Consider the following 22894-nt stretch of genomic DNA (forward strand, 5'->3'; position numbering starts at 1 on the left):
AATTGCTTCGCGGAGCCTGTCATCGGGCGGCGCTGCGCGCCCACCCGGTGGCTCGCAATGACGGAGCGAAAGCTCTTAGGCTCGTGGCGGACGGCGGCGCTTGACGGCGCTGCGGCGCGGGGAGCGCGCGACGCGGAGACGCAGGCGGCTAGATGCTTCGCGGCGCGGCTTGGCCGCGGCCTGGGGGCCGCGCGCCACTTCCATCAGCATGCGCAGGGCTTCCACCACGGAGCGTTGCCGTACTGCGGTGCGCCCGATCGCGCCGAAGCGGTGTTCGCGATGCATGATCCGGCCATCGCGGGCGGCGACCGCGAAATGCACCAGACCGACTGGCTTGCCCGGGGTGGCGCCGCCGGGACCGGCGATGCCGGTGATGGCGACCGCAAGATCGACGCCGGCACGCTCCAGGGCACCGACCGCCATGGCGGTCGCGGTCTCCTTGCTGACCGCGCCGAAGGTCGAAAGCGTCAGCGCGTTGACGCCGAGCATGGCGCGCTTGGCCTCGTTGGAATAGGTGACGAAGCCGCGATCGATGACGTCGGAGGAGCCGGGGATATCGGTGAGCGCGCCCGCGACCAGCCCGCCGGTGCAGGACTCCGCCGTCGCGATGGTCAATTTCCGCATCCGGCACAGATCGAGCAGCGAGCGGGAGAGGGCGCGCGCGTCGCTGCCGCTCATGTTACTCGCTCCAGGGGAGCCGAATGGTGGCGCTCGCGGTGGCCGCGATGCCTTCCTCACGGCCGGTGAAGCCCAGTTTCTCGCTGGTGGTCGCCTTCACCGCGATGCGCGAGATGTTTACACCCGAGATCTCGGCGATCTTCGCCCGCATGGTGTCGCGCAGGGGGCCGATCTTCGGCCGTTCGCAGATCAGCGTCACCTCGAGATTGGCGATGCGGCCGCCGCGCGCGGTGACGCGATCGACGGCATATTTCAGGAATCGGTCGGAAGAGGCGCCCTTCCACTGCGGATCGCTCGGCGGAAAATGCGAGCCGATGTCGCCGTCCGCGAGCGCGCCGAGAATGGCGTCGACCAGCGCATGCAGGCCGACATCGCCGTCGGAATGGGCGAGAAAGCCCTTCGTGTGCGGCACGCGCACGCCGCAGATCATCACGTGATTACCTTCCCCGAACGCATGCACGTCGTAGCCGGTGCCGGTCCTGATGTCGCCGAGCAGGCTGGCGAGGCGGGCCTCCTCGCGGACGAAGTCTTCAGGTGTGGTGAGTTTCATGTTCGCAGGATCGCCTTCAAAGGTCGCCACCGTCAATCCCGCCCATTCGGCAATCGCGGCATCGTCGGTGAAATCGCTCAAGCCCTCGCGCGCGGCGCGGCGATGCGCATCCAGGATCACGTCGAACCGAAAGACCTGTGGCGTCTGCGCGATTCGCAGCCGCGCGCGATCGGGCGTCGCTTCGACATCGCCGTTCGTACCCGTCAGCTTGATGGTATCGGTGACCGGGACCGCGGGAACAGCGGCACCGGTACGGCCGGCCGCGTCGATCGCGCGCGAGATCAGCGCCTGCGTCACGAAGGGCCGCGCGGCGTCGTGGATCAGCACGATGTCGGGCTTCTCGCTCGCAAGTGCCTCCAGTCCCGCACGCACGGACGCCTGCCTTGTCGCGCCACCGTTTGTCGGCGGCCGATGGCGAAGGCCCACGACTGCTTCGTTGAAGAGGGCGGCATCATCGGGATTGACGACGGGCTGCACGGCGAAAACATCGGGATGTCGGCTGAACGGCTCCATCGCCCGGAAGATCACCGTCTGGCCGCCGATCATTCGGTATTGCTTCGGCCCGCCCGCGCCGGCGCGAAGCCCGCGGCCGGCTGCGACAAGGATGGCGGCGGTACGCTCAGGTCTGGGCATTGGACGAGACTGTATACGAGTTGGTTGAGGTGAGGGCGCCGGGCTTTCCGCCAGCGCACAGCCCTTACCATGCTGGATGCCCAATGACAGAGCTATTCCCATACCCTGTGGGAAAAGCAGTTCTTGTTGCGGTGCACTTGCGCAAATGATAGAAATGTCTAAACCGTAGGCATAACGCTTGACTGCACAAGAATTGTGCTCAAAATATAGGGCGGCGGCGCGATAAGGCTGCCGCCAGTAACACGAGAAGCTTGTGACCGGACTCGCAAGAACACGTCGTAACTCTTTGAAAATAGGTGACATTACCGTCGCCAACCTGGTGCTTCTCGCCCCCATGTCCGGCGTGACTGATGCCCCGTTTCGGCGTCTCGCGGCGAGTCTCGGCGCGGGGCTTGTCGTCTCGGAGATGACCGCAAGCGACGATCTTGCGCAGGGCAGACCGATCTCGCTTTTGCGCTGCGAAGCGGCCGGGATCGGGCCGCATGTGGTTCAACTCGCCGGGTGCGCGACCCGCTGGATGGCCGAGGGCGCGAGGATCGCGGAGGCCGCCGGCGCCGACATCATCGATATCAACATGGGCTGCCCGGCGCGCCACGTGACCGGCGGCCAGTCCGGCTCCGCTTTGATGCGCGACCTCGATCACGCGACAAGCCTGATCGAGGCGACGATCGCCGCGGTCAAGGTGCCGGTGACACTGAAGATGCGGCTCGGCTGGGATGACCGCACGCGCAATGCGCCGGAACTGGCACGGCGTGCGCAAGCCGCCGGCGTGCAGATGGTGACGGTGCACGGCCGCACGCGCTGCCAGTTCTACAAGGGCGAGGCGGATTGGGCCGCTGTGCGTGAAGTCAGGGACGCCGTCTCGATCCCGCTCGTCGTCAATGGCGACATCACCTCCTTCGAGAGGGTGGTGACCGCGCTCGATGAGTCCGGCGCGGACGCGGTCATGATCGGACGCGGCGCGCAGGGTCAGCCCTGGCTGCCCGGGCAGATCGCGCGCCGGCTCGAGACCGGCATTGCCGAGCAGGCGCCGCCGCTCGCCGAGCAACTCAGCCATATCCGTGAGCTCTATGATGCCGTCCTGAGCCATTACGGTGTCCGTGTCGGGCTCAAGCACGCGCGAAAACATCTCGGTTGGGCGCTGGAGATCGCCGCCCACTGCAGCCGCGCTCCGGCAGCGACGCTGAAGGGCTGGCGGCAAAGCATCCTGACCTCGGACGAACCCTCGAGTGTGCATCAATCGCTTCAGGATGCTTACGACGATTTTGCATGGAGTGCTGCTGCATGACATCAGCCGCAGAGACTCGCCGGCGCATGCCCTCCGACAGCGAGGCCATTCTCAACGCGCTGCCGAACCCGGTGCTGCTGGTGGCGCCGGATGGCCGTATCGCCGACGCCAACATCGCCGCCGAATCGTTTTTCGAAATCTCCACGCAGTTCCTGCAGCGGCAGTCGCTGAAGGAACTGGTGCCATTCGGCAGCCCGCTGCTCGCGCTGATCGACCAGGTGCGCACCTCGGGGTCGCCGGTCAACGAATACAAGGTCGACCTCGGCACGCCGCGGATCGGCGGCGACCGCCAGGTCGATTTGCATGTGGCGCCAGTCACGGAGCGGCCGGGGCATATCGTCGTGATGCTGCAGGAGCGCACCATCGCCGACAAGATGGACCGGCAGCTTACCCATCGCAGCGCCGCGCGCTCGGTGATCGCGCTGGCGGCGATGCTGGCACATGAGATCAAGAACCCGCTGTCGGGCATCCGCGGCGCGGCGCAACTCTTGGAGCAGCAGGCCTCCTCGGATGACCGCATGCTGACCCGGCTGATCTGCGACGAGGCCGACCGCATCGTCACCCTGGTCGACCGCATGGAAGTGTTCGGCGACGATCGGCCGGTCGCCCGCGGCCCGGTCAACATCCATTCAGTGCTCGACCACGTCAAACGGCTGGCGCAGTCCGGCTTCGCGCGTAACGTCCGCTTCATCGAGGATTACGACCCGTCGCTGCCGCCGGTTCTCGCCAACCAGGACCAGCTCATCCAGGTGTTCCTCAATCTGGTGAAGAACGCCGCCGAGGCGGTGGCCGATCTCGGCACCGATGCGGAAATCCAGCTCACCACCGCGTTCCGTCCGGGCGTCCGGCTGTCGGTGCCCGGCAAGAAATCGCGGGTGTCGCTGCCGCTGGAATTCTGCGTCAAGGACAACGGCTCCGGCGTACCGGAAGACCTGTTGCCCAATCTGTTCGATCCCTTCGTCACCACAAAACAGACCGGCAGTGGCCTCGGGCTTGCGCTCGTGGCCAAAATCGTCGGCGATCACGGCGGCATCATCGAATGCGAATCCCAGCCGCGGAAGACCACCTTCCGCGTGCTGATGCCGATGTACAACCCCGCCAAACAAATCGACCAAAGCAGCCGCGAGGACGTTCCGGGTACGCCATCGCATGCCTCACAGGACGCAAGATGAGGAAAGACAATGCCCGCAGGTAGCATTCTCGTTGCTGATGACGATACCGCCATCCGCACGGTTCTCAACCAGGCCCTGTCACGCGCCGGGTACGAGGTGCGGTTGACCGGCAACGCGGCGACGCTGTGGCGCTGGGTGAGCCAGGGCGAGGGCGATCTCGTCATCACCGACGTGGTGATGCCCGACGAGAACGCGTTCGACCTGTTGCCACGGATCAAGAAGATGCGGCCGAACCTGCCCGTCATCGTCATGAGCGCGCAAAACACCTTCATGACGGCGATCAGGGCCTCCGAGCGCGGCGCCTACGAATATCTGCCGAAGCCGTTCGACCTGAAGGAGCTGATCACCATCGTCGGCCGGGCGCTCGCGGAGCCGAAGGAGAGGGTGGCGAGCGCCGCCGACGACTCCGAGTTCGACTCGATTCCGTTGGTCGGCCGCTCGCCGGCGATGCAGGAAATCTACCGCGTGCTGGCGCGGCTGATGCAGACCGACCTTACCGTGATGATCTCGGGCGAATCCGGCACCGGCAAGGAACTGGTCGCCCGTGCGCTGCACGACTACGGCAAGCGGCGGAACGGCCCCTTCGTCGCCGTCAACATGGCCGCGATCCCGCGCGACCTGATCGAGTCGGAATTGTTCGGCCATGAACGCGGCGCGTTCACCGGCGCCAATACCCGCGCCTCGGGCCGGTTCGAGCAGGCGGAAGGCGGCACGCTGTTCCTCGACGAGATCGGCGACATGCCGATGGAGGCGCAGACCCGGTTGCTGCGCGTGCTGCAGCAGGGGGAATACACCACCGTCGGCGGACGTACCCCGATCAAGACCGACGTGCGCATCGTCGCCGCCAGCAACAAGGATTTGCGGATCCTGATCCAGCAGGGCCTGTTCCGCGAAGACCTGTTCTTCCGCTTGAACGTGGTGCCGCTGCGGCTGCCGCCCTTGCGCGAGCGGATCGAGGATCTGCCCGACCTGATCAGGCACTTCTTTGCGCTCGCTGAGAAGGACGGCCTGCCGCCAAAGAAGCTCGACGCCCAGGCGCTGGAGCGGCTGAAGCAGCACCGCTGGCCCGGCAACGTCCGCGAACTGGAAAACCTCGCACGCCGGCTGGCGGCACTTTATCCGCAGGATGTGATCACCGCGTCCGTCATCGACGGCGAACTGGCTCCGCCGGCCGTCAACTCCGGCGGCAACACCCAGCACGGGGTGGACAATCTCGGTGGCGCGGTCGAGGCCTATTTATCCTCGCACTTCTCCGGCTTCCCGAATGGCGTACCGCCCCCGGGCCTCTACCACCGCATCCTCAAGGAGATCGAGGTGCCGCTCCTGACGGCTGCGCTCGCGGCCACCCGCGGCAACCAGATCCGCGCCGCCGACTTGCTCGGCCTCAACCGCAACACGCTGCGCAAGAAGATCAGGGACCTCGATATTCAGGTCTACCGGAGCGGGGGCTAACCCCGATCCGTCATTCCGGGGCGCGCGTTGCGTCAACTCCGATGTGCGATTGCACGTCGGAGAATCTCGAGGTTTCGAATTCGGTAGCCCGCCGCCTCGAACGAGGGGACCTCCGAGAGGGCTGTGGAACCCTGTTCATTCCTGAGCAGGCGCCGCGGAAATGTCGCAATTCGGCAACATTGTGATATGATTGCATCAGTCCGCTCGATCAGCGGACGTTGAGGCCTTCAGTTCATCCTTGCCGGAATGACCAGCCCAGAGACCACGGCCCAGCCGTACGAAGCTTCACGTACCGAGAAAAGGGGGGTGCCGCTTGCGAAGTGGCTGGCGCCCTTTGCGGTGGCGATTGCGCTCTTGTCGGCGTTCCTTACGTTCGTGGTGCTGACGGGGCTGACCCCGATCGAGCCGACGCCCGAGGTGGTCCGTTCCTTCCTGCTAATCAACGCCACGACCATCCTGCTCTTGGTCGGCATCATTGTCCGCGAGGTCTGGCAGATGGTGCAGGCGAGGCGGCGCGGCCGAGCGGCGGCGCGGCTGCATGTGCAGATCGTCGGCCTATTCTCCGTGGTCGCTGTGCTGCCCGCGGTCCTGGTCTCGATCGTTGCCAATGTCACCATCGAGCGCGGCCTCGACCGGCTCTTCTCGGGCCCCACGAAAGAGGTGATCCAGAATTCGCTGACGATCGCCGGCGCCTACATGCAGGAGCATGCGCAGCTCATCCGCGGCGACGTCTTGGGGATGGCGAATGACCTCGCCCATGCAAGGCCACTGTATGACCAGGACCGCATGACGTTCATGCAGCTCCTGACGGCGGGCGCGGCGGCGCGCAATCTGCCGGTTGCGCTGCTATTGGACAAGGACGGCAACGTTCTCAACAGCGCGGACACCGGTAGTCGTCTGAACTACGCACTACCACCGCTCGAAATTCTCAAGAACGTCAACGAGACCGAGCCGGAAATCTCGGTTTTCCCCGAAAGCTATGTCGCCTCCGTGGTCCGCCTGCGGGCTTATGACGACACATTCCTGTACGTGGCGCGTCTGCTTGATCCGACCATCGTTGCCCAGCTCAAGCAGACTCAGACCAGCGCTGCCGAATATGCTCAGCTTGAGGCGCGTCGGCTCGGCATCCAGGTGGCGTTCGCGCTGATGTTCGCGGTCATCGCACTGACCATCCTGATGGCGTCGGTGCTGACCGGTCTCAACTTCGCCAACCGGCTGGTCGCGCCGATCCGCCGACTGATGGCCGCGGCGGGCGACGTCTCAACGGGCAATCTCAATGTGCAGGTCCCCGTGCGCAAATCGGAGGGCGACCTCGCTCAGCTCGGCGAGGTTTTCAACAAGATGACGCAGGAGTTGCGGACCCAGCGCGACGAACTCGTCAATGCCAGCGAACTGATCGACAGCCGCCGCCGCTTCATCGAGGCAGTGCTGTCATCGGCCAGCGCCGGCATCATCGGCGTCGATCCGTCCGGCAGCGTCGGCACCCTCAACCGCTCGGCGGAGAAGCTGATCGGCCATGCCGAGTCGGAGACCTTGGGCCATCCGCTCTCGGACGTGCTTCCCGAGCTCGACGAGATGATGAAGACGGCGCGGGAAGGCACCCAGCGCCTGGTCCAGGGCCAGATCACCATCACGCGCGACGGCCACGAGCGCAATTTGTCGGTCCGCATCTCCGCCGAAAAGACCAGCCACTCCTGGGACAATTACATCATCACGCTCGACGACATCACCGAGCTGGTCTCGGCGCAGCGCACCTCGGCCTGGGGCGACGTCGCGCGCCGTATCGCGCATGAGATCAAGAATCCGCTGACGCCGATCCAGCTTTCGGCCGAACGCATCCGCCGCAAATTCGGCAAGACCATCACCGAGGAGAAGGACAAGTCGATCTTCGAACAATGCACCGACACCATCGTGCGCCAGGTCGACGACATCAGGCGCATGGTCGACGAATTCTCGCGCTTTGCCCGCATGCCGAAGCCGGTGATGGAAGGCGAGGATGTCGCCGACACCGTGCGGCAGGCGGTGTTCCTGATGAAGGTCGCGCATCCCGAGCTCGAGATCGAGGCCGACATCAAGCAGGACCCGATGCGGGCGCAGTTCGACCGCCGGCTGATCTCGCAGGCGCTGACCAACATCATCAAGAACGCGACCGAAGCGATCGAGCAGGTGCCGCCGGAAGAGCTGGGCAAGGGGCGGATCGACGTCATCGCGCAGCGCGAGGGCGAGGAGATCATCATCGACGTGATCGACAACGGCATCGGCCTGCCGAAGGTCGCGCGCGCACGCCTGCTCGAGCCCTATGTCACGACGCGCCAGAAGGGCACCGGGCTCGGGCTTGCGATCGTCGGCCGCGTGCTCGAAGACCATGGCGGCCGCATCGAGCTCAAGGACGCCTCCGATTTCCGTCCCGGGCAGCGCGGTGCCTGGATGCGGCTTCGATTCGCCGTCTCCGGCCAGCCGCCGAAGGCGGGGGCGAACGAGCCGCCTCAGGCGGCCGGCCCCGAGTCGCAGCAGTCAAGCGCGCCGGACGAAGAAAAAAATCCTCCGGCATCCGCGACCAGCGACCCGGCATCCACGACCAATATCCAAGCGAAAATCCAAGCAGCGACAGGCGACTGACAGGCAGGTGTAACCCATGGCAAGTGACATTCTGATTGTCGACGATGAAGCAGACATTCGCGACCTCGTTGCGGGCATCCTCGAAGACGAAGGTTTTTCCTCGCGCACCGCGCGCGACAGCGATTCGGCGCTGGCGGAGATCGCCAACCGTCGCCCGCATCTGGTCTTCCTCGACATCTGGCTGCAGGGCTCGAAGCTCGACGGGCTGCAGCTTCTGGAGCAGATCAAGAAGGATAATGCCGACCTGCCGGTGGTGATGATCTCCGGCCACGGCAACATCGAGACCGCGGTCGCTGCGATCAAGCGCGGCGCCTATGACTTCATCGAAAAGCCGTTCAAGTCGGACCGGCTGATCCTGGTCGCCAACCGGGCGCTGGAGAATTCGCGCCTCAAGCGCGAAGTGAAGGAACTCAAGCAACAGGCTCCAACTGCAAGCGTTTTGACCGGCCGCTCCGCCTGCATGAACCAGCTACGCCAGACCATCGAGCGCGCCGCCAAGGCGAACAGCCGCATCCTGATTGTCGGTCCGGCAGGCTCCGGCAAGGAGCTGGTGGCGCGTACGCTGCACCAGGCATCGAGCCGCGCCGACGGACCGTTTGTCGTCATCAACGCGGCTGCGATCACGCCCGAGCGGATGGAGGTCGAGCTGTTCGGCGTCGAGGCGTCCAATGGCGAGCAGCCGCGCAAGCCGGGCGCCCTGGAAGAGGCCCATGGCGGTACGCTGTTCATCGACGAGATCGCCGATATGCCGCGCGAAACCCAGAACAAGATCTTGCGGGTGCTGGTCGACCAGACCTTTCAACGCTCCGGCGGCACCGCAAAGGTCCATGTCGACGTGCGCATCATTTCCTCCACCGCGCGCAACCTGGAGGAAGAGATCGCGGCCGGCCACTTCCGCGAGGATCTCTACCACCGCCTGTCGGTGGTCCCGATCCGCGTCCCGCCGCTGTCCGAGCGGCGCGAGGATATCCCTGAATTGATCGACTATTTCATGGACCAGATCTCGGCGGCGACCGGCCTGCCGAAGCGGCAGATCGGCCAGGACGCGATGGCGGTGCTGCAGTCCCATGTTTGGCCGGGCAACGTCCGCCAGCTCCGCAACAATGTCGAGCGGGTGATGATTCTGGCCGGCGGCGGCCCGGAGGCGATCATCACGGCGGACATGTTGCCGCAGGACGTCGGCTCCATGGTGCCGGCGATGCCGACCAGCAGCAATGGCGAGCACATCATGGGGTTACCGCTGCGCGAGGCGCGCGAGGTGTTCGAGCGCGACTATCTGATTGCCCAGATCAGCCGGTTTTCCGGCAATATCTCGCGCACGGCGGAGTTCGTCGGCATGGAGCGCTCCGCGCTCCATCGCAAGCTCAAGGCCTTGGGGGTCGGCTGAGCCAACCGGTCGCAGATCCATGCAATTGACTGGGAATGATCGCTTTTTTCCCCATGCTTTTGCGGCAATTGCCGATTCTTGTTCATGGGTGGCGCGTGAACCGGCTTGCCTAATAGGCGGGCCTGCCCTCTAATCCTACCGCCGAGCCTGTCAGAGGGGGAACTCAGGACAGGCCGGCGACCGGGGAAAGGCTCCATCAGAGGGCTCCAACCGGTTCCAACATTCCAATAAGAAGAACCACAAGACGGCGGGACAACAAAAATGGCGGCAGACCGCGCTCAAAATCTACAAGACACCTTCCTAAATCATGTTCGTAAGACCAAGACGCCACTGACGATCTTTCTGGTGAATGGCGTGAAACTGCAGGGCATTGTCACATGGTTTGACAATTTCTGCCTTTTACTCCGGCGCGACGGTCATTCGCAGCTTGTCTACAAGCACGCGATATCGACCATCATGCCGGGCGCACCGATCCAGTTGTTTGAAGGCGGTGAGGATACACAGGGTTGAGAGTGAACTGATTGGAGCCCCGTAATCGTGAAGGGGCCGCCGACCGGCCACGGTCGGCGGAGGGAATTGATAGCGGGCGGGTGATTGTCATCGGCCCGTATATGCGCACGCGCCGCGGCGACGCCGAGGCGCAAACGGAGGCCTCTGTCCGCGACTTCGAGGGGCGGATTGAGGAAGCGGCCGGGCTTGCCCGTGCCATCGATCTTGCGGTGATCGATAGCGTGATTGCCCCGGTCAGCCAGATCAGGCCGGCGACCTATCTCGGCAAAGGTAAGGTCGAGGAGATCGCCGGCCTCGTCGCCGGCCACAACATCGAACTCGTGGTGATGGATTGCGCGCTGTCGCCGATCCAGCAGCGCAACCTGGAGAAGGCCTGGAACACCAAGGTGCTCGACCGCACCGGCCTGATTCTGGAGATCTTCGGCCGCCGCGCCAAGACCAGGGAAGGCGCACTGCAGGTCGAACTCGCGCATCTCAATTACCAGCGCAGCCGGCTGGTGCGGTCATGGACCCATCTCGAGCGCCAGCGCGGCGGCTTCGGTTTCATGGGCGGCCCCGGCGAAACCCAGATCGAGGCCGACCGGCGGCTGATCGGCGAGCGCATCACCAAGCTCGAAAGCGAGCTGAAGAAAGTGCAGGCGACGCGGCGATTGCACCGCGCCGGCCGCCAGCGCGTGCCGTACCGCGTGGTGGCGCTGGTCGGCTATACCAATGCGGGCAAGTCGACGCTGTTCAACCGGTTGACCCGTGCCGACGTCCAGGCCGCCGACATGCTGTTCGCGACGCTCGATCCGACGTTGCGCGCGCTGCATCTGCCGCATGGCGGCAAGGCGATGCTGTCCGACACCGTCGGCTTCATCTCCAACCTGCCGACACAGCTCGTCGCGGCATTCCGCGCCACGCTGGAAGAGGTGCTGGAAGCCGACCTCATCCTCCATGTCCGCGACATCTCGCATGAGGATGCCGAGGCTCAGGAGCGCGATGTCGAGGCGGTGCTGCGTCAGCTCGGGATCGATCCCGATGCCGACGGCGGCCAGCGCATCATCGAAGTCTGGAACAAGATCGACCGCTTCGATCCTGAGGAGCGGGCGAATTTGCGCAACATTGCCGCCCGTCGTCCGCCGGAGCGGCCGGCCTTCCTGGTCTCGGCCTGGAGCGGGGAAGGCGTCGACGAACTGCTCGCCGCGATCGAGGATCGGCTGGCGGCAAGGCGCATGACGCTGGATCTGTCGATCGATGCCTCCGACGGCGCCGGCATTAGCTGGCTGCACCGCAATTCCGAGGTGCTCGACAAGAAGCTGCACGACGGCCGCTTTGATATGACCGTGCGCGTCGACGAGACCAAGCGCGATATTGTCGTGTCTCGCTTCGACGCCGTCCCGCATGTGATGTGAGCGGAAGCGCCGTAGCCCGGATGGAGCGCAGCGCAATCCGGGACCGATCGAGCCATAGGCAAGAACCCCGGATTTCGCTTACGCTCCATCCGGGCTACGAACGCCCTTCGCCTCGTTCCACAGCGCGTCCATCTCCTCCAGCGACGCTTCTCCAAGCGAGCGTCCACGCGCCTCTAGCGCGCGCTCGATATAGGCGAAGCGGCGCTCGAATTTGGCGTTGGTGCCGCGGAGTGCGGTTTCCGGATCGGCGCCGACGTGCCGCGCGAGATTGACCACCGCGAACAGCAGGTCGCCGGTTTCTTCCGCCAGTTCATCGGCATCGGCTCCGTCGAGCGCTGCCTCGATCTCGTCGGCCTCCTCGCGGATTTTCTTCAACACCGCGCGCGGATCATTCCAGTCGAAGCCGACGGTCGAGGCCTTGCGCTGCAATTCCATCGCGCGCGTCAGGGCAGGCTGGCCAGCCTTGATCCCGGACAGCAACGATTTGTGCCCGACCTCTTCCGGCGGCCGGCGAGCCGCACGCTCAGCCTTCTCCTCAGCCTTGATGCGATCCCAGACTTCCTTGACGTGGGAGGGAGCAAGATTGCCGTCCTTGTCGGCGAACACATGCGGGTGCCGCCGGATCATCTTCCTGGTGATCGCCTCCACGACATCGCCGAACGCAAAGGCGTTCTGCTCCTCTGCCATGCGGGCGTGGAACACCACCTGCAGCAGGAGATCGCCGAGTTCTTCCCTGAGATCGTCGAGGTCGCCGCGGGTGATGGCGTCCACCACCTCATAGGCTTCCTCGATCGTGTAGGGAGCAATCGTCGCAAAATTCTGCTCGAGATCCCACGGGCAGCCGGTCACGGGCGTGCGCAGGGCGGCCATGATCTCAAGAAGGCGTGAAATGTCGCGGGAAGGGGTCATGCGGGCACCAGAATTCTGCTTGTCCCGCTTTATGCCGTAAGCGATGGCCCGATCCCAGCGGAACGCGCTGAAATATGCCGATTTCCACCGGTTGGCCGCCGTCGCAGGTGGTGCTAAAGCGCGCGCCATGAGCGAAGATTTATCGTCCGAAACCGCGCTGGTGCTGTTCTCCGGCGGGCAGGATTCCACCACCTGCCTCGCCTGGTCGCTCAAGCATTTTGCGCGCGTCGAAATGCTCGGTTTCGCCTATGGCCAGCGCCACGCGATCGAGCTCGAATGCCGGGAGGGGCTGATTTCCGGCATCAAGGCGCTGCGGCCGGACTGGGCTTCAAAGCTTGGCGAGAGTCACACGCTGGAAATCCCGACGCTCGCCGAAATCTCCGACACTGCGCTGACGCGTGACGTCGCGATCACGATGGGCGCGGACGGCCTGCCCAATACGTTCGTGCCTGGCCGCAACCTGGTGTTCCTCACCTTCGCGGCCGCGCTGGCCTACCGCCGCGGCATCCGCCACATCATCGGCGGCATGTGCGAGACCGATTATTCCGGCTATCCCGATTGCCGCAACGAGACCATCAAGGCGCTGCAGTCGGCGCTCAGCCTCGGCATGGCCAGGAATTTCGAACTGCACACGCCGCTGATGTGGCTCAGCAAGGCCGAGACCTGGAAGCTCGCCCACGAACTCGGCGGCACTGGCCTGGTCGACCTGATCCGCGAGCACTCCCATACCTGCTATCTCGGCGAACGCGGCGCGCCGCACGATTGGGGCTACGGCTGCGGCGAATGCCCGGCGTGTACGCTGCGGGAGAGGGGATGGCGGGAATATGCGGAGCGTGATCCCGTCTCGCGCATGTAGAGCCGTCAGTGCGGGGGCAAGCGCCTGCCGTCGGGCTCAAGCTGCGCAGAGATGTCGCGGAGCTCTTTTAAACAACCGCGAATGGTGAGGCGCGCCTGCAACTGGATCAGCGTCTTGTCTTTCAGTGCTTGCTCGATGGCTTGGATCTTGGCGACGGCATCTTCGATCATCGACTCGGCTCCCTCTGCCTTTAAGGCATTGGTAACCGAATGGGGGTTAACGAGATGTTAAGTCGCGTTGGTTTGCGCAGGCGATCGCACGGGCCAATGAAAATGCCACGCTCTTTCGAGCGTGGCATTGATGTACCATAGGCGATCTTCTACGCGGCTTTTTCGGCTTCGAATGTTTGTGGTGGCGGCGAACTGTCCGAATGTGACTCTGTCGCGACGGCGCTCGCTGGATTCAAGTCTGTCGGCGCGCTTGCCGCCGGCTCGGATGAACTGGAGGAATAGGCTACCTCCGCTGAATCCTCCGGAGCGCTGAGCGCGGTCTGAACCTGAGAAATCGCGTCCGCGGACGCTTGCTCTGCCTGCGCATCGGGTGGCGTCGTTGCAGTGAGGGCGACGGTAGTCTGCTCCGTGGTCTCGACTTGAGATGTGATCGCGGGCTGCGTTTCGGCATGAACGGCCTGCGCTGCTTCCGCAACGACAACCTGATCCGCCGCAGTCGTTTCGGGCTCGGCAGATGCCGACGTCGCATTCAACTCTGGTGCAGCCTGCTCCGGCTGCGGTTGGGTGACGGTCTGCAGGCCGAGGTCGGCGGAGACATCGCTGATCAGCTTGTCGATGGCGAGCAGCGCCCGGAATTCGGGCACGCTTGCAAGATGTTGCCGACACTTCGCCTTGGCGGCTTCGAGCGCTTCAACGACTTCCGCAGCCATCGACTGCGCGGCCGCCAAGCCCTGCAAGGTATCAGCGACCTGTTGCGTCGAACTCTCCACCAGCAGGAAAGCCGAATACTGCGGAACGGCTTTCAGATGCTCGTTGTATTCGTTACGCACAGAGCGAAGCGAATTCACAATGTTACCAAAAGAGACAACCTCAGACATTATATCCCCCTAACTCCCACCGTTGGGATTTCGCGACGCTATTTCAAAATTTTTCTGTATTCAATTTGAAATTGAGATGAATTCGTGATGTTCTGAACGAGGCGGGCTGCAGAATTAATCGATTACCTTTTTCACCGCAGTTATCGGCCCTTTTGTCTTGTGATCGTCACACTGGACATTCGCTGTCCGGTTGTAACGGTATTTTTGTTGGCTGTGATCGATCGTGGCTGGGGAGATCGTTACACAAGATTCAATTGGCCGCGTCGTACTGAACGCGACGCCGGGAAAGGTATTGGTTCTCGCCGGGCTGGACGGAGCCATGCTTGGCCGTATGATAGACCAGCTCGAGGCCAAGCCGGATTCTCGTCGTGCGCTGTTTACGCGGCTGTCACGGGCGCAGACGACCGATGCCGCGGTTCAGCAATTGACGGAGCAGCTTGCCGACGCTGCGCAGCGGTTATGGCCTGTTTGGTTCACCGACATTAGTTTTGCCGGATGCCGATCTGACGTGCTGGGCCAACTGGCCGCATCTGCGATCGTGCGCCGCGCTGCGGCCGATATCAATGACTTGCAGATGACTTGGGCGGAGGCTGCAACTAAACTGGCGTGGGATCAAAGACGTCCGCGCGTTCGGAACGTGCCTGCGGAGGTCGAAGTGGCGCAGCTTGCGCTCGCGATCAGCCGCCATGGCCTTGCGTTGGTCATCGATGCCGAGCAGGCCTGCGCGGACTCCAACCCTGCCGCCATTGTTTATACGCTGGAATGGATCGCTCAACTTACCCAATGCGTAGTGGTCGCGCTGTTTCGCGCGTTGCCGCCGCACCAGCCGCCCTTCGACCGCATCCTCTATGACGCCCGCGTCCTGGTGGTGGAAGAGGAGCTCGATCAGACAGAGATACCGGCGCCTTCAACGGACACAGTCTGGCTCGCGCCCTGGATGGGTTCGCCACATCCGCTCAGTGAAACGGAACAGCGCCTCGAGAAGGCACTGCGCGGCGATCAGGAATTGGCGCGCTTGTTCGACTGCAACCAATTCATCGAAACCGTTCGCGGATCGCGGCCGAAAGTGGATTTCGTTTGGACGCAGGGCCGGATGGTCATCGAACTCGATGGCTATGGCAGCCACGGCAATCGCGCCGCCTTTATGTATGACCGGCATCGCGATTACGAGCTCATGCTGAGCGGATATACGGTCTTGCGTCTTGCCAACGACGAGGTTGCGCAGGACGTCGGAAAAGCCGTTGAGAAAATCCGGGACATCGTCCAGCTTTGCCGCGGTCGGATCAAATGAGCGAGGCAGCAGTGGCGAAAGCAAAGCAACCCAAGGCTGAAAAGAAAGCGAAGAAGGCTGAAGCCGCCACAGCGTCAGACGGGGCCGGTCGGAAACGCAAGGCCGCCGCAACTCCAAAGAAGAGTCCGGCCAAGCCGCAAAAGACCGCAGAGCAAATCCGCGCGGAGAAGCAGGCGCTTGCGATGTGGGGATTGTTGAGCGAGGGGGGAGCGGCGTATGGCGGTAAATTGAAGCCCAGGATCGATCCGCCCGAACGCAGCGCGCTCGAGCAGGCAGGTCTCGTTGAGGTCACGACAGTTAAGCGCGCCTACTTGCTTACCGTCACCGACAAAGGTTGGGATTGGGCCGAGCAACATCTCGGTGATCCCTTGCCGGACAATGTCACCGGCGCTTCCGTCCTTCATGGCTGGCTCGCGCGGTTGCACGCTTTCCTGCAGGCGCGCGGCCTGCGTCTGTCGGATTTCTTCGTCGAGCAGTCCGTACCGGTGACCGACGCACCGGTTGCACAAGCTCAGCCGGAACATGCCGAGCTGCGCGAGCGTATTCGGGCGGCGTATCAGGAGGTTGCAGGAGGTTTTGATCGTCGCCTGCTGCTCCGCGACCTGCGCCCGCGTCTTGCTGACCTCGACCGCCAACAGGTCGACTCTGCACTGATGCAGATGGTGCGCGACGGCGAGGCGTCATTGATGCAGCTCGACTATCGCCCTGACGTCACGGACGAGGACCGCGCCGCTTCGCTGCAGATTGGCAATGAACCCAGGCATATTATCTGGATAACAGCGTAATGACAGAATTAGATGTTTTGCGTGAAGTGGATTTCAACTGGGCACGTCGGTTGCGAAGCGTCTGGCGAGATCAAGCCTACAGCGTATCGGCGATTCATCAGGACGTTGTCGAAGACGTCATGGCCTATTTTCTCAGGAATACGCGCGAACCCGAGCCCGACAACGAGCCACTTGGGCGCGTCATTCTCGGTGGGGCAGGGCACGGTAAGACCCACCTTGTCGGAGAACTCAGACGCCGTGTCTGGGAGGAGGATGGCACGTTCATTCTGCTCGATTTCGTCGGCGTCACGGATTTTTGGGCGTCGGCGGCACTCGGATTTCTCAACTCGCTCCAGATCAGGGTCGACGGGCGCCAAATACAGTATGATCGTCTAATTCAAAAGCTCATCTCCCTTCTCAGCCTGCAATCGCAATTGACTGAAATCGCAGCCCGGTACAAGGGACGACCACGTGAATTGATGGCTGAGTTGGTCAAGACCTTCATCACGGCGCTGACACGTAGAGACCGTGCAAAAACGCAGCAGCATGGCGATATCGTCCGCGCGCTGGTGATGCTGATTTCGGATGACCTCGAGTGCGCCAGCATTGCGCATGGCTGGCTGCAGGGCATGGAATTGGATACGGCGAATCTGCGTGATCTCGGGTTCGTGGCGCTGCGCAAGCCACCGATCGAAATCGTGCGCGGGCTCTCGTGGTTGTTCAGCCTCGTTGGGCCTACGATGATCGCGGTCGACCAGATCGATCCGATCATCAGCGAGGCCAGCATTGAGAGACGCCAGTTGGGGGCGCTCGCCGGTGCCGAACAACTGGAGACGCAGTCGATCATCGAGAAGCTCGTCGAGGGCCTGATGGGTCTTCACGAGGTGAAGCAACGGGCTGTAACGATCATTTCGAGCCTCGATGTGTCATGGGAGGTGCTCAAATCGCGCTCGACGGTTGCCGTGGATGCGCGTTATCGTCAGCCTACCCGCTTAAATGCGCTATCGCAGCCGCAGATGGCGCAGATGCTTGTCGCGGCCCGTCTGACGCCTGCTTACGCAACCGTTGGATTTCCGGCGCCGTACGAAACATGGCCATTCGCCCCGGAAGCGTTTGGGACAGCGGTCGGATTTGCGCCGCGTCAACTGCTGAAGGCCTGCGACGATCACCGGCAGCGTTGCATCGCTGCAGGCGAGGTGCTGATCTGCAAGTCGTTTGGCAATCAGCCAGTACCAGCGCCACCGCCTCCACCGTCCGATCTGCAGGCCATGTTCGAGCGTGCGCGAAGTGCTGCGGTGGTCGATGGCTTATTTGAGCAAGCCAACGAGAGGCGTTTGGCAGACATTCTGGCCGTAACGCTGGACGTCTATGCCAGGCAGCTCAATCTGCCCGACGACATCGATGTCGCTTCGCAGCAGGACCCTGACCAGCAGCGGCCGTCACTTCATGGGCGGCTGACATTTACTTTCCGCAGCGAAGCCGATCGCGAGCAGCATTTTTGTTTTCGCGTCATTTCGCACGGCAATGCGATCGCCTTCCAAAGCCGACTTCGCGCGGCCATGACAGCTTCTGGCGTCGACCGCGCGCTTGGTTTCAGGCATCTGTTCATCCTGCGCGGAGATGCAGCCCCGGGTGGGGCAAAGACCAAGCAGCTTGTCGAAAAATTTGAACAGGCGGGCGGCAAGTTCGTCGCTCTCAGCGATGATGATCTGCGGACCTTTATGGCGCTCAACTCCATGACGGAGCGAAAGCCCGAGGGGTTTGATGCCTGGCTACGCGAGAGCAAGCCGTTGTTCGAGACGTCACTGTTTCAAGCGGCAGGCCTTGCGCCGCCCGCGTTTCTGCCGTCTGCGCCACCGCCAAGCGGACCGGGTCCGGCCGGCACCGCAGCCGATACAACACGGGACCGAGCGGCGGCCACTCCATCACCGGCGCCGTCAGCCAGGCCGATGCCCGGAGCGACTGCATCGACAAGCCCTCACAAGCCGGAGCCGCAAGAGACAAACGCCGGGCGGGATATTCCGCTCGGCCATCGTTACGACCGTGGCACCGCCGGCACGCCCGTGAAACTCGCAGCCGATCTCCTGCCGCGGCACGTTGCCATTCTCGCCGGCAGCGGCTCCGGCAAGACCGTCCTGCTGCGCCGGATTGTCGAGGAAGCCGCGCTGCTGGGTATCCCCGCAATTGTCCTCGACACCAACAACGACCTTGCGCGACTGGGCGATCAGTGGCCCGTGCCGCCGGAAGGCTGGACCGAGGAGGACGCAGGCAAGGCCGCCAGGTACGGCCGTAACGTCGATGTCACGATCTGGACGCCCGGCCGCAATGCCGGCCGTCCGATGTCGCTGGCGCTGCTGCCGGACTTCGCCGGTCTTGGTGACGACGAGGACGAGCGCGCGCAGGCGATCGAGATGGCGCGCGCGACGCTGGCGCCGTTTATCGGGGCGAGAAGCGCCAATGCCCAATTGAAAGAGGGGGTCTTGGCCGATGCCTTGCGGACGTTCGCGAGGGAAGGCGGCGGAAGCCTGGAGCGGTTGATCGACACCCTGTCGGAACTTCCCGAGGAGGTCAGCCAGATTGACGGCGCGCCAAAGCTCGCGGCGGGCATGGCGAACTTGCTGCGCGCGGCGATCGCGACCAATCCGCTACTGCAATCGCGCGGCGTGCCGCTCGATCCCGAAATCCTGTTCGGCACTGATCCGGACAGGACCCGGATATCCGTCATCAACTTCTCGGGGCTGGCGAGCGACGAGGCAAAGCAGTCGTTTGTCAATCAGTTGCAGATGTCACTGTTCACCTGGATCAAGCGTCATCCGAGCCCCACCGGGCGGCTATTGGTGCTCGACGAAGCGCAGAACTTTGCGCCCTCGATGAAGACGACGCCCTGCAAGGAAAGCACGCTGGCGCTTGCGGCCCAGGCCCGCAAGTACGGGTTGGGGATGATCTTTGCCACGCAGACGCCGACCGGCATCGACAACAAGATCGTCTCGAACTGCACGACCCACTTTTATGGTCGCATGAGCTCGCCGGCAACGATCGCAGCCACCCGCGGCCTCCTCGAAGCAAAAGGAGGCGAGGGCGGGGAGGACGTCGCGCGGTTGATCCGCGGAGAGTTCTATTTTTCGACCGAGGCGGTTCCGCGCCCGATGCGCATTCGCACGCCTATCTGTCTGACATGGCATCCGGCCAATCCGCTCACTGCGGCGGAAGTCGTGGAGAGAGCGCGGCGGGGAGAATGAGCTAAGTGCGGCCAGCCCGGCGCTAGCCGGCAAAATCCTCCGGCCGCAGTTCGATCGGCTTGCCGTGCGGGGTGCGGTCGGCGGCGTGGTCCCAGGCGTCGCGGTAACGGTGCAGGGTCTCGGTGGTGGCGACGCCTTTTGCGGCGACGAGATGCTCCAGCGTCGCGAGCCAGTGGCGGTAATAGGTCTCGCCGGTGTCGGGATCGCCGGCCGCCTGCGCGCGCTTGATCTGGTCGGCGAGGGCTGCGGCCCATTCGCTCCAGGTGAACAGGCTGCGCTCATGCAATGTCAGCGCCATCGCAAAGGCCTGCGCCTCCCAGGGTTCGCGGAACACCGGGCCTTCATCGTCGCGCGGGATGCTTGGCACGGCGGCGGTGGCGCGCGCGGCTGCGGCGCTATCCATCAGGCAGGCTCCAGATATGGCTCGAAGGCGTCGATTGAAATCTTGACGGTCGGATCGGAGTCCGGCCCCCACAATTCGGTCCCGTCGAACACCACGGTGTAGAGCCACTGCGGGTTCTCGCCGGCTTCCGTTGCGGCCGAGTCCGGGAACACATGACAGCCATGGTCGCGCTCGACCATGCCGACATGGCCGCGCACATAGCGCGGCAGCCGGGTGTGCGTGAGGGGATGGATGTTCTTCGCGCGCACCTTGTCGCCCGGCTTGAACTTTGCGGGCACCGGCGCCGTGCGGCCGAACTTGCCGCGCACCATCACGCGCTCGACGTCGTCGAGCTCGAACTTGCCATGCTTGAGCGGCTTCGGCGGTTGCACCACATGGCCTGTGTCGACTTCCTCTTTTGCGATGAAGCCCTTGCCGACCAACAGGTCCTCGAGACCGAGCAGCCACTTCCTGTAATAGGAACTGGCGAGATAGACGTGCGGCGGCAGGGTTTCGCGATAATAGCGCGAGGTGTCGATATTGAACGCGCCGGCTGCGCCCATCGCGCGCACCATCGCCATCACCCGCGCTTCCCACGCAGCATGGAACATCGGCTCGTTCGGTTCGGGCTCGACCTTGCCGAACCCGTCCATGCCGCCCGTGTCGTGCACGCCGTTCATGACGGCGCTCCCGGCCGCTTCGGAAATCCGGTGCCGATCATGGAGTCGCGCGTCACGAGGTCCGCAAGCTGCGCCTCGCTCCAGCCCTCCGTGCCTTCAGGCCGCATCGGCAGCACCAGGAAGCGCGTCTCGGCGGTCGAGTCCCAGACGCGGATTTCGATCTCCTTCGGCAAGGTCACGCCGAAATCGGCGAGCACGCCACGCGGGTCTTTCACCGCGCGCGAACGGTAGGGCGCGGCCTTGTACCAGACCGGCGGCAGGCCGAGCATTTCCCAGGGGTAGCAGGAGCACAGCGTGCACACGACCATGTTGTGGCGCGCCGCCGTGTTCTCGACCACGACGAGATGGTCGCCGACGCGGCTGACATGACCGAGCGTGCCGACGGCCTTACTGCCGTCCTCCAGCAGCGCCTTCTTGAACGCGGGATCCGTCCAGGCCTTGGCGACGACCCGCGCGCCGTTGTGGGGGCCGATCCGGGTCTCGTAGGCCTGGATGATGGCGTCCAGCGCGGCTGGCTCGACATAGCCCTTCTCGGTCAGGATCGTCTCGAGCGCGCGCACGCGCAGCTCGGTCTCCGACAGTTCCGAATGGTCGTGGTCGTGATGATGATCGTGATCGCTCATGCAATAAGCATAGGCGCAAAAAGCCTGATATGTCGAGGTGCAGACTCTGCTAGCATTTCGGCCATGACAGGGAGGCAATCGTGGCCGAATACGTAAAAATCGAGAAAGGGCTGGGTCCGGAGGGCCGTATCGCAGTCGTGCGCTTCGACCGCGGCGACGGCATCAATGCGCTGTCGCCGGAGGCGCTTCGCCAGCTCACCGATGCCGCGCGCAGCTTCGAGGATGACGGCGCGACGTCCGTCGTCGTGCTCACCGGCGGCGCAAAATCCTTCAGCGCCGGCTTCGACCTCAAGGACGCCGAAGGCCGTTCGCGCCGCACCATGGACATCGGCACGCTGCGCCGCCACCTGAAACTGGGGCCGCGGCTGACGCGGGCCTGGCAGGACATGGAACAGGTCACGATCGGCGCGATCGAGGGCTTCTGCATCGGTGGCGGCGTGGCGCTGGCGGTTGCGCTCGACTTCCGCGTGATGGCGCGCGATGCCCATATGCGCGTGCCCGAGATCGGGCTCGGCATGAACATGAGCTGGCAGAGCGTGCCGCGCATGCTGCACCTGATGGGGCCGGCACGGACCAAGCAGGCCGTGATCCTCGCCGACGACCGCATCTCAGCCGCGGAGACCTACGAATGGGGATTGGTGGAGCAGGTGGCCGAGCCCGGCAAGGCGTTTGACGCCGCCATGGCGCTTGCGACAAAGGTCGCCGCGCAGCCACCGATCTCGGTCGCCATGACAAAGCTCACGGTCAACCGCCTCGCGCACGCGCTCGACGATCTGGCCAGCCATATGGACGTCGATCAGTTCGCGCTGGCGAGCCTGACCGAGGACCACAAGGAAGGCGTCGCGGCATTCCTGGAACGTCGGAAGCCGCGGTTCAGCGGACGATAGCGCTTCGGGCTACTTTCGTGACCCCGTCGTAGCATGCGCGTCAGTGGCCATTTCGAGGCAGGTCTGGAGCTCGACATAGCTCGGCGTACTGTCGATGCTGGACTCGCCGATGCATGCCGCCTTGTCTTTCGCTGTGAACTTGCTCCATTGCCCGGCCACTTGCGTTCGGGCCTGCTCTTCGGCCTTCATGCAGGACTCCAGGGTCTCTCCGATCCCTACCGTCTCCGCAGTCTCCGCCTTGCAGATCCGGGCGATGTCAAATTTCGGCACAGCGTCCGCCGCGCGCACGCCGTGTGATGCTGCAATTGAAACGGCCGCGCCGAGCGCGGCAAAAATGATGAATTTGCGCATGTTCGACCTCCGGTCGTATCGATCATCATTAGAGAAGCTCGTTCGACGTTGACGAAGATCAAGCGGCCGGCCGCGCACGTGATCGTGATTGTTCGCATCGCCAGAGCGTTTTCGAGCGAAGTGGATGCCGGTTCGCGTGAAGAAAACGCGTCAAAACAATAATCTAGAGCTTCGGTTCTGA

The 22894-nt window shown here is 63.7% G+C and carries 21 protein-coding genes; 12 read left to right on the forward strand and 9 right to left on the reverse strand.

The features are described 5' to 3' along the window. Window positions 1–75: 75 nt before the first annotated feature. Together ACZYOF_RS15095 and ACZYOF_RS15100 are read right to left on the reverse strand one after the other, a co-directional pair. Window positions 76–678 (reverse strand): CinA family protein, encoded by a 603-nt coding sequence (locus ACZYOF_RS15095; RefSeq protein WP_463716247.1) that lies wholly within the window; start codon window positions 676–678, stop codon window positions 76–78. Between the two features lies 1 nt (window position 679). Next, window positions 680–1861 carry a bifunctional 2-C-methyl-D-erythritol 4-phosphate cytidylyltransferase/2-C-methyl-D-erythritol 2,4-cyclodiphosphate synthase gene (locus ACZYOF_RS15100; protein WP_463716248.1) on the reverse strand — a complete coding sequence of 394 codons (1182 nt, stop codon included), beginning with the start codon at window positions 1859–1861 and terminating at the stop codon, window positions 680–682. Between the two features lie 286 nt (window positions 1862–2147). Here ACZYOF_RS15100 and dusB point away from each other — a divergent pair, with 286 nt between their 5' ends. The 7 genes from dusB (at window position 2148) to hflX (ending at window position 11683) form a co-directional block, all read left to right on the forward strand. Next, entirely contained in the window at window positions 2148–3149 is a 1002-nt protein-coding gene (gene dusB, locus ACZYOF_RS15105; protein ID WP_463716267.1) for a tRNA dihydrouridine synthase DusB, read from the forward strand. Next, on the forward strand, window positions 3146–4321 hold the full coding sequence (locus tag ACZYOF_RS15110; protein ID WP_130223420.1) for a two-component system sensor histidine kinase NtrB: 1176 nt from the start codon (window positions 3146–3148) through the stop codon (window positions 4319–4321). Before dusB ends, ACZYOF_RS15110 begins: the two co-directional genes overlap by 4 nt. A gap of 9 nt (window positions 4322–4330) precedes the next feature. Next, entirely contained in the window at window positions 4331–5773 is a 1443-nt protein-coding gene (gene ntrC, locus ACZYOF_RS15115; protein WP_130578437.1) for a nitrogen regulation protein NR(I), read from the forward strand. A gap of 246 nt (window positions 5774–6019) precedes the next feature. Then, a complete protein-coding gene (locus ACZYOF_RS15120; protein WP_463716249.1) occupies window positions 6020–8392 on the forward strand; it encodes a sensor histidine kinase NtrY-like in 2373 nt (790 codons plus the stop codon). Between the two features lie 16 nt (window positions 8393–8408). Beyond that, a complete protein-coding gene (gene ntrX / locus ACZYOF_RS15125; protein ID WP_130223414.1) occupies window positions 8409–9779 on the forward strand; it encodes a nitrogen assimilation response regulator NtrX in 1371 nt (456 codons plus the stop codon). A gap of 261 nt (window positions 9780–10040) precedes the next feature. Further along, on the forward strand, window positions 10041–10289 hold the full coding sequence (gene hfq, locus ACZYOF_RS15130; RefSeq protein WP_027578348.1) for an RNA chaperone Hfq: 249 nt from the start codon (window positions 10041–10043) through the stop codon (window positions 10287–10289). Window positions 10290–10300: 11 nt separating this feature from the next. Continuing rightward, the gene (hflX, locus tag ACZYOF_RS15135) at window positions 10301–11683 is read left to right on the forward strand and encodes a GTPase HflX (RefSeq protein ID WP_463716250.1); all 1383 of its coding nucleotides are present in this window, start codon (window positions 10301–10303) and stop codon (window positions 11681–11683) included. Between the two features lie 78 nt (window positions 11684–11761). Here the strand turns inward: hflX and mazG are convergent, their stop codons facing one another. Next, complete coding sequence (gene mazG, locus ACZYOF_RS15140; protein ID WP_282526548.1) at window positions 11762–12592, reverse strand: nucleoside triphosphate pyrophosphohydrolase; 831 nt, start codon at window positions 12590–12592, stop codon at window positions 11762–11764. Between the two features lie 127 nt (window positions 12593–12719). Between mazG and queC the strand changes: the two genes are divergently transcribed. Continuing rightward, window positions 12720–13448 (forward strand): 7-cyano-7-deazaguanine synthase QueC, encoded by a 729-nt coding sequence (gene queC / locus ACZYOF_RS15145; RefSeq protein ID WP_463716251.1) that lies wholly within the window; start codon window positions 12720–12722, stop codon window positions 13446–13448. 5 nt (window positions 13449–13453) lie between these two features. Here queC and ACZYOF_RS15150 read toward each other — a convergent pair whose 3' ends face one another. Beyond that, the gene (locus ACZYOF_RS15150; RefSeq protein ID WP_282526546.1) at window positions 13454–13618 is read right to left on the reverse strand and encodes a hypothetical protein; all 165 of its coding nucleotides are present in this window, start codon (window positions 13616–13618) and stop codon (window positions 13454–13456) included. A 149-nt stretch (window positions 13619–13767) separates the two neighbouring features. After that, window positions 13768–14466 carry a hypothetical protein gene (locus tag ACZYOF_RS15155; RefSeq protein ID WP_463716252.1) on the reverse strand — a complete coding sequence of 233 codons (699 nt, stop codon included), beginning with the start codon at window positions 14464–14466 and terminating at the stop codon, window positions 13768–13770. Window positions 14467–14719: 253 nt separating this feature from the next. On the opposite strand from ACZYOF_RS15155, the gene ACZYOF_RS15160 reads away from it, so the two are divergent. The 3 genes from ACZYOF_RS15160 to ACZYOF_RS15170 all read left to right on the forward strand — a co-directional run bounded on the left by ACZYOF_RS15160 (window position 14720) and on the right by ACZYOF_RS15170 (window position 19790). Further along, window positions 14720–15787, forward strand: coding sequence for an endonuclease domain-containing protein (locus tag ACZYOF_RS15160; protein ID WP_463716253.1), 1068 nt, complete (start codon window positions 14720–14722; stop codon window positions 15785–15787). After that, window positions 15784–16572, forward strand: a complete 789-nt coding sequence (locus ACZYOF_RS15165; protein ID WP_463716254.1) for a hypothetical protein — start codon at window positions 15784–15786, stop codon at window positions 16570–16572. Before ACZYOF_RS15160 ends, ACZYOF_RS15165 begins: the two co-directional genes overlap by 4 nt. 119 nt (window positions 16573–16691) lie before the next feature. Further along, window positions 16692–19790: an ATP-binding protein gene (locus ACZYOF_RS15170; RefSeq protein ID WP_463716255.1), complete on the forward strand. Its 3099-nt coding sequence runs from the start codon at window positions 16692–16694 to the stop codon at window positions 19788–19790. 22 nt (window positions 19791–19812) lie between these two features. Here ACZYOF_RS15170 and ACZYOF_RS15175 read toward each other — a convergent pair whose 3' ends face one another. From ACZYOF_RS15175 to nthA, 3 genes are read right to left on the reverse strand one after another with little or no spacing between them, the layout of a single operon-like run. Then, window positions 19813–20193, reverse strand: a complete 381-nt coding sequence (locus tag ACZYOF_RS15175) for a nitrile hydratase accessory protein (protein ID WP_463716256.1) — start codon at window positions 20191–20193, stop codon at window positions 19813–19815. After that, complete coding sequence (nthB, locus tag ACZYOF_RS15180) at window positions 20193–20852, reverse strand: nitrile hydratase subunit beta (protein WP_463716257.1); 660 nt, start codon at window positions 20850–20852, stop codon at window positions 20193–20195. The genes ACZYOF_RS15175 and nthB overlap by 1 nt, the downstream gene beginning before the upstream one ends. Then, a complete protein-coding gene (gene nthA, locus ACZYOF_RS15185; RefSeq protein ID WP_130578447.1) occupies window positions 20849–21475 on the reverse strand; it encodes a nitrile hydratase subunit alpha in 627 nt (208 codons plus the stop codon). Before nthA ends, nthB begins: the two co-directional genes overlap by 4 nt. 80 nt (window positions 21476–21555) lie before the next feature. Between nthA and ACZYOF_RS15190 the strand changes: the two genes are divergently transcribed. Beyond that, the gene (locus ACZYOF_RS15190; RefSeq protein WP_463716258.1) at window positions 21556–22362 is read left to right on the forward strand and encodes an enoyl-CoA hydratase/isomerase family protein; all 807 of its coding nucleotides are present in this window, start codon (window positions 21556–21558) and stop codon (window positions 22360–22362) included. A 9-nt stretch (window positions 22363–22371) separates the two neighbouring features. Here the strand turns inward: ACZYOF_RS15190 and ACZYOF_RS15195 are convergent, their stop codons facing one another. Then, window positions 22372–22713, reverse strand: a complete 342-nt coding sequence (locus tag ACZYOF_RS15195; RefSeq protein ID WP_130578449.1) for a hypothetical protein — start codon at window positions 22711–22713, stop codon at window positions 22372–22374. Window positions 22714–22894: the final 181 nt, after the last annotated feature.

Source organism: Bradyrhizobium sp. LeoA1Lang, assembly GCF_055413685.1.